The 12761-nt window shown below is 44.2% G+C and carries 9 protein-coding genes; 7 read left to right on the forward strand and 2 right to left on the reverse strand.

What is annotated here, in order from left to right; all coding sequences use genetic code 11:
• The 4 genes from ABIN91_RS14960 to ABIN91_RS14975 all read left to right on the forward strand — a co-directional run.
• A partial coding sequence (locus ABIN91_RS14960) for a hypothetical protein (RefSeq protein ID WP_348052029.1) occupies positions 1 to 430 on the forward strand: 430 nt, incomplete at its 5' end.
• 157 nt (positions 431 to 587) lie between these two features.
• Positions 588 to 3323 (forward strand): carboxypeptidase regulatory-like domain-containing protein, encoded by a 2736-nt coding sequence (locus ABIN91_RS14965; RefSeq protein WP_348052030.1) that lies wholly within the window; start codon positions 588 to 590, stop codon positions 3321 to 3323.
• Between the two features lie 70 nt (positions 3324 to 3393).
• Entirely contained in the window at positions 3394 to 5562 is a 2169-nt protein-coding gene (locus ABIN91_RS14970; RefSeq protein ID WP_348052031.1) for a M1 family metallopeptidase, read from the forward strand.
• A gap of 92 nt (positions 5563 to 5654) precedes the next feature.
• Positions 5655 to 6566 (forward strand): LysR family transcriptional regulator, encoded by a 912-nt coding sequence (locus tag ABIN91_RS14975; RefSeq protein ID WP_348052032.1) that lies wholly within the window; start codon positions 5655 to 5657, stop codon positions 6564 to 6566.
• Positions 6567 to 6699: 133 nt separating this feature from the next.
• On the opposite strand, the gene ABIN91_RS14980 is transcribed toward ABIN91_RS14975, so the two are convergent.
• Both ABIN91_RS14980 and ABIN91_RS14985 read right to left on the reverse strand, forming a co-directional pair.
• Positions 6700 to 7662, reverse strand: coding sequence for a YpdA family putative bacillithiol disulfide reductase (locus ABIN91_RS14980; protein WP_348052033.1), 963 nt, complete (start codon positions 7660 to 7662; stop codon positions 6700 to 6702).
• Positions 7663 to 7665: 3 nt separating this feature from the next.
• A complete protein-coding gene (locus ABIN91_RS14985; RefSeq protein ID WP_348052034.1) occupies positions 7666 to 7962 on the reverse strand; it encodes a GNAT family N-acetyltransferase in 297 nt (98 codons plus the stop codon).
• Positions 7963 to 8195: 233 nt separating this feature from the next.
• Between ABIN91_RS14985 and ABIN91_RS14990 the strand changes: the two genes are divergently transcribed.
• The 3 genes from ABIN91_RS14990 (at position 8196) to ABIN91_RS15000 (ending at position 12755) form a co-directional block, all read left to right on the forward strand.
• Positions 8196 to 8567 (forward strand): hypothetical protein, encoded by a 372-nt coding sequence (locus ABIN91_RS14990; protein ID WP_348052035.1) that lies wholly within the window; start codon positions 8196 to 8198, stop codon positions 8565 to 8567.
• A gap of 445 nt (positions 8568 to 9012) precedes the next feature.
• Positions 9013 to 11316: a TonB-dependent receptor gene (locus tag ABIN91_RS14995; RefSeq protein WP_348052036.1), complete on the forward strand. Its 2304-nt coding sequence runs from the start codon at positions 9013 to 9015 to the stop codon at positions 11314 to 11316.
• Complete coding sequence (locus tag ABIN91_RS15000) at positions 11313 to 12755, forward strand: PepSY domain-containing protein (protein WP_348052037.1); 1443 nt, start codon at positions 11313 to 11315, stop codon at positions 12753 to 12755. Before ABIN91_RS14995 ends, ABIN91_RS15000 begins: the two co-directional genes overlap by 4 nt.
• Positions 12756 to 12761: the final 6 nt, after the last annotated feature.

A 12761-nucleotide genomic window follows, 5' to 3' on the forward strand; every position in this document is an offset into this window, starting at 1 on the left:
AGAAAAAGCAGAGTCAACATCAGAAACGCCTGCGCCAAAATTAGGCTTTAAGCCCAAGTTTAAAACAGCGGCACCTTCGCCAACTTCGGCTGAAAGCGCACCTGCACCAACCGAAGAAAAAGCAGAGCCAACATCAGAAACAGTTGTGCCAAAATTAGGGTTCAAACCCAAGTTTAAATCGGCAGCAGCTCAAACAACTCCAACTGCAGACAAAGCTGTACTGCCCGAAGATAAACCTGAATCAACAGTTACCGAAGAAACGGTTGCGCCAAAATTAGGGTTCAAGCCCAAATTGAAGGCCGGTATTACAAAGCCCGCTGAAGAAATAGTGCAACAGCCAAACGAGGAACTCAAAGTAGAAGAGATAGTTGAACCAAAACCAGCGTATAAACCAAAATTTCAGGCTCGAAATTTCAAGCCTAAAGAATAATACACTATTGGCATCGTTATAGATGTTGCCGCTTTGCTCCCTTTAGGGGATTGAGGGGCTAAATTGTAAAAAAATGTTAAATAGAGGTTGCCTTCCCCTAAGCAATCCTTGTAAATAGGTATATTGTGCCACCCTTATAACATCAAATTCGCCTTTAATGAATTTTAAGAAATACATACTTGCGCTATCCGTTCTCATCACCTTTTTGCACCTATCCGCATCTGCCCAGCGCGATACGATGAGCCTTAAAACCATCATAACCTTAACCAACAAGTTTACGCACGAGCACCCGTACGAAAAGGTTTATATGCATTTAGATAAACCTTACTATACCGTTGGCGATACCATCTGGTTTAAGGCCTACGTAACAATAGGTATCCATCAACCATCAGATCTAAGCAAAATTTTATATGTAGATATAGTTTCGGCCCGCGATACCTTTGTGCAAGCCGTAAAATTGCAAATTGTTAATGGTACGGCTACGGGCAGTATCCCGCTTACACAACCATTATATAAACAAGGTAATTACCATTTAAGTGCCTACACCAACTGGATGCGTAATTTCGATCCGGCCTATTTTTTCAATAAAACCATCACCATAGGTAACCCTGTAGATAACCAGGTAATTACCTCGACTTCCTTTTCGGGATCAAATAAAAACAAGCAGCAAAAAATAACGGCCCGTATTCAGTTTAAAGATCCTACAGGCACTCCCTACGCCAACAAAAAAGTAAGCTGGACCATCAATAACGATGATGACAAACCCCTAAAGGGTAAAGAAACCACCGATGCTAGCGGTTTTGCAACCATCAACATAGCCGCGGGTAAAATACCTGTACTGGCTTCTAATTCACTCTTTACAACTATCGATCTGGGTAATCGCAAGCAGGCAAACAACATCTTCCCGTTACGGAGCGCCGTTGCCGAAGCCGATATTCAGTTCTTCCCCGAAGGTGGTAGCCTGCTTACAGGCGTACGTAGCAAGGTAGCTTTTAAAGCGGTAAGCCCAAATGGTTTAGGCGCCGATGTTAAAGGCACTATTACCGATAATACAGGTGCCGTAGCCGCCGAATTTAAATCTCAGCACTTAGGTATGGGCAACTTTGTTTTTACACCCGAAGAAGGTAAAACCTACAAGGCCAACATAACCTTTGCAAATGGTTCACAAACCGTTACAGATTTACCCAGCATACAAGCCAGCGGTATAAACCTGGCGGTTTATAATACCAACGCCGATACGTTGAGTTTAAAAATAACAGCCAATAGCGCGTACTTTCAGCAAAATCAAAACAAGGTAGTATATATAATGGCGCAAAGTAATGGGTTTGTTTTATATGCCGCCCAAACCGTTTTACGTAGCCCGGTATTTTCGGCAACTATAGCTAAAAGCAAGTTCCCTACAGGTGTTTTACAGGTAACATTGTTTGATGTTAGCGGTACGCCATTAAGTGAGCGTGTTGTATTTATACAACGTAATGATATGCTCGATCTTGGCCTCACATCGGCAGCCAAAACTTATGGTACAAGGCAGCAGGTAAAAATGCAGGTTAATGCCAAAAATAAAACAGTACCAACTGAGGCCGGCCTGTCTGTTTCGGTAATTGACGAAACCAAGGTGCCATTTAACGAAGATGCCGAAACTACAATTTTAACCAGCTTACTGTTATCATCCGATTTAAAGGGCTACATCGAAAAACCAAACTATTACTTCAAAAAAATAGATGCCACAACCGCTGCCGATCTGGATGTATTAATGCTTACCCAGGGCTATCGCCGGTTTTTATACTCAAATATTTTAAATAACAAAATACCCGGCATCAACTTTTTGCCAGAGCAAAGCATGGAAATTACCGGAACACTCCGCAACGCAACTGGTATGCCTATAGCCAAGGGTAATATACGTTTGCAAATTCCTGATCGGTATTATTCAACACAAACCACAACCAACATGTCGGGCGAATTCAAGTTTTCAAAGCTTATTATTCCCGATTCATCTAAAGTTATCTTGAACGCCCGTAATAACGTTAATGCCAATAACCTCATGATCATGGTTAACGGTACAAGTTTACAAGGTATCTCTCCTAACTTTAACTATCCTGATGAGGTAATGAATATTGACAGCACATTGGCTCCGTCCATGAAAAACACCCAACGTCGCTACAATAATTCGCACACCTTAAAAGAAGTTCAGATAGTGGAGAAGGTTTATGTTAAAAAACCGGGCTATCAGGATTTTTCGGCCTTAACGGGATTAAACTTTCCAGATCATAGTATTACCGGCGACAGGTTAAAAGATTGCCCTAACTTTGCCATGTGCCTGCAAACCATGTTAATGGGAATAACTTTTGATGCCAGCTTAAATAATTATTATATTACAAGAGATTATAACCAGGGACAAAAATCAAGCCCTGTAGCTATCTTTTTTAACGGTATGCAGGTTGATTACAGCTACATTGCGGGCCTAACATCTCCGGATATTGAATCTGTCGAGGTATTTTTGAATGATGGTGTAAGCGGTATTAACCGCCGGGATAATACCAAGGGTGTTATCGAGATCACCACCAAGGTTATACCAAAAGGCACCAAAGTAACCCAAGATCAACTGGCTCAATTATTTCCGCCTAAATATATTGCCACCTTAATGCCTAAAGGCTTTAACGTTAGCCGCGAGTTTTATTCGCCAAAATATGCAGGTCCGGCCACAGCTATTTCACGTCCCGATCTTCGTACCACTATTTACTGGAACACCCATTTAATTACCGATAAAACTACCGGAACAACAGCGTTCGATTTTTTCACCGCCGATGATAAGGGCACTTACAAAGCTGTAGTTGAAGGTATGGATGCCGATGGTAACATAGGCCGTTCTGTTTACAGATTTACCGTTAAGTAACAATCAACTTACGTTTTAAGCTTTCTGTAATTTTATCTTCATATTAGGAGGCTTAAAACACACTGACCTCATGAAGCTAAAATTACTTGCAGGCTTTGCTTTGTCCATTTCCCTGGGTTTTGCAACACACAGTCATGCACAAACCACTACACCAAAATCAGCAAACCCGGCTGATACAAACACGCGTGCAGACCGGCAGCGTGGCGGTCTGGGCAGGCGCCCACGTACTTCGCCTTTTGTTGAGGATAATGTACCTGCAACTAACTACGATTATCATCAGCTTTGGAAGCCATTTTTTTATACCAAAAATGGTAACGATTTACGTACTGCCGATGGACAGCCTGGCCCAAAGTACTGGCAAAACCGTGCAGATTATAAACTAACCGCCAGGCTCGATACCGCAAAAAACGAGATCACCGGGTCCGAAATTCTAACATATACCAACAATAGCCCGCAAAAACTGGGTTTCATTTGGATGCAGTTAGATCAAAATCTGTTTAAGCTGGATTCGCGCGGAAACAAGCAGGTTCCTTTAGTTAGAGATTCTACCAAGAATAACGCTATCGTACAACAAAGCCGTAACTGGGGGCAGGGGCAGGACTTTGATGCCGGTTATAAAATTAAATCGGTTAAAATATTGAGCACCCCAAAAGGCAGCAAAACTGTTACCGAAACCGATGCCAGATATTTGATCAACGATACCCGAATGCAGGTTTATTTGCCAACAGAATTAGCCGCTGCCGGTGGCCAGCTAAAACTAAAGATAGACTACTCATTCATATCTCCCGATTATGGTTCAGATCGTATGGGTATCATCCTGCAAGGCAACAAATCAGGCGAATCTAAAAACGGAAAGGTATTTCAGGTAGCCCAATGGTACCCGCGTATGTGTGTTTACGATGATCTGCAAGGCTGGAATACCTTGCCCTACACTGGCGAAAGCGAGTTTTACTTAGAGTATGGCGATTTTGATATCAATATCACTGCTCCGGCTAAAGATATCGTTGTATGCTCTGGCGAGTTATTAAACCCTAAAGATGTATACACGGCCCAACAGCAAAAAAGATGGGCGCAAGCGGCTCAAAGCGATGCTACGGTAATGATCCGCTCGGCTAATGAAATAGCCGACCCCGCCTCCCGCCCAAGCGGTAAACCAGAACTAACCTGGCATTTCCAAATCAAAAATGCCCGTGACGCATCATGGGCAGCTTCGGCAGCATTTGTTATTGATGCCGCTAAAATTAACCTGCCAAGTGGCAAAAAACCGTTAGCAATATCTGCTTACCCGGTTGAAAGTATCCCCGCACCTGGCGATACCAGCCGCAGAAAACCACAATGGAATCGCGGTACCGAAATGATCAAGGCAACGTTGGAATATAACTCGAACAAGTGGTTCGAATATCCGTATCCTAACGCTACAGGTGTTGCCGGTAAAGCTGGCGGCATGGAGTATCCAGGCATTGTATTTTGTAGTTTAGCTGGTGGCTGGGGTGTTATCGACCATGAATTTGGCCATAACTGGTTCCCTATGGTTGTTGGCTCTAATGAGCGTTTATACGGATGGATGGACGAAGGCTTTAACACCTTTATCAATACGCTGTCAACCGCTTACTCATTAAAAGGAGAGTTTTATCGCCCGCCAAACCCGGCTGGGGTTACCCGCACCTGGAATACCTTTACCGCGCCAACACTCGAACCAATATTGAGCAACCCTGATAACCTGAAGGAAGCCAATAATGGTACACTTTTATACAGCAAGCCAAGCGCTGGCTTAGTTATGCTGCGTGAGCAGATATTAGGCCCGCAACGTTTCGATTATGCTTTTCAAACGTACATTAAGCGTTGGGCATACAAACACCCATCTCCCGATGATTTCTTCCGCACTATGGAAGCTGCCTCAGGCGAGAGCCTGCAATGGTTTTGGAGAGGCTGGTTCGAGAACACCTGGCGTTTAGATGTTGCCGTTCGCGCGGTTAGATATGTAGACGGCGATCCGAAAAAAGGCGCTGTCATCACCATAGATAACCTCGAAAAAATGGCTATGCCGGTTGTTTTAGATATCAAAACCGTGAGCGGTAAAACCGAACGCGTAAACTTTACTGCCGAAATTTGGGAACGTAACGTAAGCTGGTCGTTCAAATACCCATCTACCGAAGCTATAGAATCTGTTACTTATAACCCGGATAATAAACTGCCCGATTATAACCCGGTAAATAACGTTTGGCCGGCTAAAAAATAAGCCAGCTCATCAAGTTCATAACGCCTCAAAACATTAACCTGTTTTGAGGCGATATTTTTATGCCTATCTTGCATAAAATTAGCTAATACACAATGCTCTCAGTTGCCCATCATGTTTTTTTAGCGGTAGCCTCTAACCTAAGTTTCTCTAAAGCGGCCCAGGTTTTATTGATAACCCAGCCTGCTGTAAGCAAGCATATAAAGGTACTGGAAGATCAATACAAGCTCCCCCTGTTTGAGCGTAAGGGAGCCAGCATCCTTTTAACACAAGCCGGTAAAATACTGTACGATCACTTGGTAAAGGCCAGCGAGATACAACGCAAAATAGAGTATGATCTATCCACCCTGAGCAATGTATCAAACGCTGCCGGGCATTTGCGCCTGGGAGCCAGTACAACCATCGCGTTATACATTTTACCATCTATACTATCTAACTTTCAGCGCGAGTTCTCTAATGTAGCTATCCAACTGGTTAACCGCAATTCCGAATACATTCTGAATGCCTTGCTTAACCACGAGGTTGATCTCGGTATTATCGAGGTTGAAAACAAGCTCACCACGGTATCATACCAGCATTTCATGAGCGACGAGGTAATTCCCGTTTGCTCATCAAAGAGCCCATTAGCAGGTAAAACACTTACCATTGAGCAGCTCACCAAAACCCCATTAGCTTTGCGCGAACGTGGCTCCGGAACATTAGATGCCTTATTGAAATCACTATCCGAACACGATGTTAAATCGTCAGATCTTCGTATCAAGATCCGCTTGGGCGGTACCGAAGCCCTCAAAAACTTCCTCCGGGCCGATCAATGCCTTGGCTTTATGCCCAAACCGTCCATAGTACGTGAACTGGCCGAAGGCGAATTGGTTGAGGTCCCCGTTAAGGGCTTGAAAATTAAGCGCGATTTCTTCTTCATCCGCCGCAAGGGTACTGATGATGATGGCCTTACCAGTAGTTTTATTCAGTTCGCATCCGGCCCGGATAATTTTGAGCAGGTGGGTTAAACTAAAATAATCGTGTAATTTCGAAGGAGGTACAACTGAGAAATCTTCTGCGCTATACATACCGCATACTTACTCTACCGCAAACTTATCCCTCGCAAAAGATTTCTCCTATCGTCGAAATGACAATTAGAGATTATCCCTTCTTCACAATATCCGCAATAATCATATCCGCATGCACCCGCGAGTTCTCAATAAACCACAAATGCGTATCCATGCCGCCAACCACTACACCAGCCAGGTAAACGCCCGGCAGGTTAGCACTCTCCATCGTTTCGGCATTGTATTGCGGCAGCAGCTTTTCATCGGCTGATAGCTTGATCCCCAACTTTTCAAGGAAGCTAAAATTAGGTTTATAACCCGTCATAGCCATCACAAAATCATTAGGGATAGTAATTAAGCCTTCCGGGGTTTCAATATCAACCTCGTAGTTGCGTATCGCTTTAACAGATGAATTGAAATAAGCCTTAATACTGCCTTCCTTTATGCGGTTAATAATATCGGGCCTAACCCAATACTTAACCCTGCTGCTGACCTCGCTTCCGCGGACAACCATCGTCACATCGGCGCCTTTACGGTAAGTCTCCAAAGCCACATCGACTGACGAATTGCTGGCACCTACCACCAGCACCTTTTGCATGGCAAAATAATGCGGGTCCTTGTAATAGTGCTGTACTTTAGGCAAATCTTCACCTGGTACATTAAGCTTTACAGCTATATCATAAAATCCGGTAGCAATAATAATATGCTTGGCGCGATAGGTTGATTTTGCAGTAGTAATAGTGTAGTTTTCATCCACGCGTTCAATGTGCTTAACCTCTTCAAACAACTTAACCGGTAGCTTATTTGATACCGTTACCCGGCGATAATATTCCAGAGCTTCGGCGCGCGTAGGTTTAACATTATTAGATACAAACGGAACACCACCTATCTCCAGCTTCTCCGAAGTAGAGAAAAAAGTCATGGTAGATGGGTAATTGTATAACGAATTAACCAGCGCGCCCTTATCAACTATCATGTATGATAGTCCGGCTTTTTGAGCGGCCAAACCGCAAGCCAGGCCGATGGGGCCAGCGCCAATAATAAATATATCGAGCATGTGTTATTTAGTTAGATATTCTGGATCTAAAACGTCCTGAAAGGCTTCTGTTTTATCAATAATAGCCTTAGCAAACGGACAAAGCGGAACAATCTTAAAGCTATGCCCGCGGGCATATTCAACCCCGGCCTTCACCAATTCCTGCCCAACATGCTGGCCCTTTAAAGCATCCGATACCTCGGTATGGTAAATGATCATCTTATCGCTCGTTATCCCATAAGCCATTTCGGCAAGCCAGTGCTTATCCTGTTCTACATAAAAAGCGCCGCGGTGGTTTTTCTCTTCCCGTTCAATTTTCATATCAAAATATTAGCATGGGCAATTTAAGGATTAGATTTGAGTATCGGGATGTAAGTTTTGAGAATGATAGCCGCAATAACAAATGGGTATTAAAGGATAATTTCTTCTGTAGATTGTCTTTGCATATTTTCAAATCTATATTTTATAATTTTAATAATATAGGTCTGTCAATATTTCTTTATTTTCATTTCTGTATACACTTTTCCCAATTCCTTCAATACCTTTGCACCGCAATGCAAATCCGCCGCTTCACCATATTGCTCCTCATTGTTGCCGTACTATCGGCTAACTTTGCGCAATTGTTTGTGTTCGCGGGTTTTAGTGCAAATCAAAAATACATTGCCACAACCCTGTGCGAAAACCGCGCCCGGCCCTGGCTGCATTGCGATGGTAAGTGCTATCTGATGAAAAAGATAAAACAAGCCGAAGAGAAGGAGCAAAGCAACGAGCGCCAAACGCAAAAAAGCATGTTGCAAGAGGTTTTCTTCGCTGCTACAACCAACATCAAATTCCACAACCAATTGTTGCAGATCATCGCGACACCATACCATGCCGGCACCACAACCGCGCAACCCGGCGTAATTTTCCAGCCACCACAAGTTTAATGATTGATTTATTGAAGGATTGAGTGATTGAATGCTTTTGCTAACGCAGTAGTTTTATAATACACGCTCTAACCACCAATGTCATTTCGACCTGATAGGGGAGAAATCTTCTGCATGCGATTGATACGTCGTACAGAATGTCAGCATCAAGCAAACCGCTACATGCACAAGCAGAAGATTTTTCGCTATCGCTCAAGAGAGTAGTTTCTCTCTCGTACCCTGCCTGCCGGTAGGCAGGCTCGTTCGAAATGACAAGGGGGATTAGTACACAATTTTCCAATCACCAAAAGCGCAGGCCCTTCGTGCGATTCCCCTCTCGAGAGGGGTGGAGGGGTGTGTCCTCCGATGCAAAGTTCGTCGCGTGTACAAACCACCCCTGCCACCACACAGCTGCCACCATATGGAAAAAGTCTAACTACTTGCTACTAACTACTCGATACTAAAAATGAAATACCTCCTCATATTCCTACTGCTCATCACCACAGCGGCCAGGGCCCAAACCGTAACCGATGCCACCACGCACGAGCCATTGCCCGGCGTAATTATCAGTAACGCATCCGGCCAAAGCATTACGCAAACCAACGCTAAAGGCAAGTTCACGCTGCCAACATCAACAAGGGGTATTGTTCGTTTCAGCATGGTTGGCTATACCACTAAGCTTGTCGATTTATCCAAATTCATATCCGGGAAAACTTTAAACATCGAACTGGAAGCATCAACAATCGATCTGCAACCAGTTGTCGTATCTGCCAGCCGTGAGGGGCAATCGCGCAAAAGTGCGCCCATTGCTATATCGCAGGTCAATTCGCTGCAAATAAAAGATGCTAAGGCTACCGCACTGTACCAACTGCTCAACAAAGTAGCCGGCGTGTATATGGTAAACCTGGGTAACGAGCAGCATACCATGGCCATCCGGCAGCCCATTACTTACAATGCGCTGTACCTGTATATGGAAGATGGCCTGCCTATCCGTCCAACCGGAATATTCAATCACAATTCCCTGTACGAGATCAACATGAGCGGCGTAAAAAACATCGAAGTGATCAAAGGTCCGGCATCGTCGTTATATGGCAGCAACTCCATTGGTGGCGCGGTAAACTTCATCACCCAAAATCCGCCGGGTGGTTATGGCGGCGATGTATCTATTCAGGGAGATAATTATCATTACCGCCGTGTGGATGCCGATGGCGGCTTCACTTCCGGCAAATTCGGACTGTACGCTGGCGGCTATGTAGCACACCAAAAAGATAGCTGGCAAGATTATTCCGATTTTGATAAATACTCTGCCAACCTCAAATCCACTTATGATTTTGATGCTGCTACAAAACTAACCACTTCGGCAGCCTGTAATTACCTTAATACCCAAACCTCGGGCAGTTTAGATAGCGCCCACTTTTATAGCCGGAGCTACGGCTCAAACCAGCGTTTTACCTATCGCAAGGTAACTGCCTTCCGTGCAAGCGCGAGGTTAGAACATATTTGGAATGATCGTAACAATACTTTCTTCACCGTTTTCTTTCGCGATAATTCAACCGCGCAATTACCCAGCTACTATATTGCCGATGTGCGCAACACATCAGGCGTATACCAAAGTTCAAACGGGCAGGTGAACGATCAGCGTTTCCAAAGTTATGACTTTTTGACCCAGCATCGCAGCGATTTTGACTTCCTGCATTCACGATTAATAGTAGGCGCTTATCTGGATGATAGCCCAAGCTCGTATTATGCCCAGTACCTCAACATTCAAAAAGATGTAGCCAATAACTATTACATCGGTTTTACCAATACGGGAAGCTATATCGATAATTATAAAATAGGGCTGTTTAAATATGCCGCCTACACCCAGTACGAAGTTCGCCCTATTGAGCCACTTCGTATAGTTGCCGGATTAAGGTACGATCATGTACACTACAACTTTACCAATAGTTTGAGCAGTAGTACCAAATACAAACAGCAGGAAACCAACGATTTCAACATTGTAGCGCCAAAACTGGGTTTAACTTATGATCTGGGTAGCAGCAAAGGTTTTTATGCCAATTACAGCGTAGGCTTTCAACCACCAGAAACCGGCGATTTGTACAGCGCCCGCCAGCTTACCCCGCTAAAACAAGCCACCTTTAACAATTACGAAATAGGCGGATGGTTGGCCGCATGGGATAAAAAGCTCTATTTGGAACTGAGCCTGTACGATTTAGAGGGCCGCAACGAAATCATTAGTCAGCTATTGCCCGATAACACTACCCAAAACCAAAACGCCGGACAAACCCGCCACCAGGGTATTGAGTACGCTGTAACCTATGCCCCAATCAGTTCGCTAAGTTTCCGCTTTAGCGGGACAAACGCCAAACACACCTACGTGCAATACAGCGAAATAAGTAGCGGGACTGTAAAAGTATACAACGGCAACCGCATGAGCAACGCCCCGGCCTTTATCGCCAACAGCGAAATAACCTATAAGCCAGTATTCATTCCCGGTTTCCGCGCCGCGGCCGAGTGGCAGCATATTGATCAATACTATACCGATCCGGCTAATACCAAAACCTACCCGGGTTATAATATCTGCAACCTCCGTTTCGGGTACGATTTTAAGAGCATCATTAAAGGTGCGGGCATTTGGTTCAATGCCCTTAACGTAACCAATCAATTGTACGCAACAACCGTAACGCATCGCCAGTACGGCGATAATTACAATGCCGCCCCGCCACGGGTTTATACTTTAGGCATCACCTACTCATTCTCCAAATTATGAAAACCAGTTTTTACAAATGGCACCGCATATTAGGCATAACGGCATTAATCCCCGTTATCTTTTGGACGCTGAGCGGCCTGTCGCATCCCTTCATGTCCAACTGGTTCCGGCCCCAAATTACCCGCGAAGTTTTCCATCCGCTCACCCAAAGGCAGATGAACCCTGCGCTAAGTATCCAGCAGGTAATGGATCAAAACCACTTAACCGAATTGCGCAACTTTAGCCTGGTGAACTTTGGTAAGCAAACCTTTTATCAGATACTTGATCGCGATAGCGTTTATCAATATTATTCTGCTAACAATGGTAAACTGTATCCTTCCGGGGATAAGCAATATGCCATTTATTTGGCTCGATACTTTATCCAGGATACCCTTTCGGGGATCAAAGCTGCCAGCATACAAACCAGTTTTGATGGCCAGTACCAACCCATCAACCACCTGTTGCCCGTTTGGAAAATATCATTAGATAGCGCCGACGGGATGGATGTTTACATCGAAACCGGCCAAAGCCGGATGGGCACCTTTAATAACAATACCCGCAAGTGCATGCTTTGGCTGTTTGATCAGTTTCATACCTGGCGCTTTTTGGCTGCCCTTGGCGGCGAACAGTTCCGCATTATTGTATTGGTCGTGATCGTAAGTGTCATGCTGTTGTCGCTGATCAGCGGTTTAACGGTTTACGTTTTATTTTGGAAACGGTTTAAAGAGATTCAGCAAAAGCGTAAAGCTAATGGCACCGAAGATAAGCGTATCTTAAACCGTTACCATCGCCAGATAGGGATATGGGTATCCTTCATGATGTTTACTTTCGTGATCAGCGGCGGCTTTCACCTGTTGGTGAAGCTCCACAATTTACAGCCGGATCACAAACAATTCGCGCAGATCATCCCCCGGTCACAATTACAAATATCTAATTTAAAACTACCAATTGCTGATAGTTCGATAATAAAACTACAGGTTGTGACGTATGTTGGTAAATATTACTATCTGATTATCAACAATAAGAAACAAATTTTATACTTTAGTACTGCTGATGCGATCCAACTACCTGGTGGCGACGTAAGCTATGCCACGTATTTAGCGGGCTTTTATAGCGAGGGTGAAATTGAGAAGGGGATAGGAAAACAGCAGCCCAATACTACCCTGATTAAACAATTTGATAACGAGTACGGTTTCATCAACAAGCGTTTGCCTGTAGAACGGGTAAGTTATGCCAATGGCGAAAACTGGTATATAGAAACAACCACCGCAAAATTAGCCACAAAAGTATCTGGTATTGACCGGGCCGAAGGACTATCGTTCATCTTCCTCCACAAATATTTTGGTATGACATGGGCCGGAAAAAACATCCGCGATATAGTGAGCATTTTAGCGGCCTTCGGTGTTCTGGTGGTTTCGTTATTCGGATTTGTATCGTTTATTAAAAATAAGACCCCTTAAAACACA

This window comes from Mucilaginibacter sp., from assembly GCF_039921305.1.
Lineage (GTDB): Bacteria > Bacteroidota > Bacteroidia > Sphingobacteriales > Sphingobacteriaceae > Mucilaginibacter.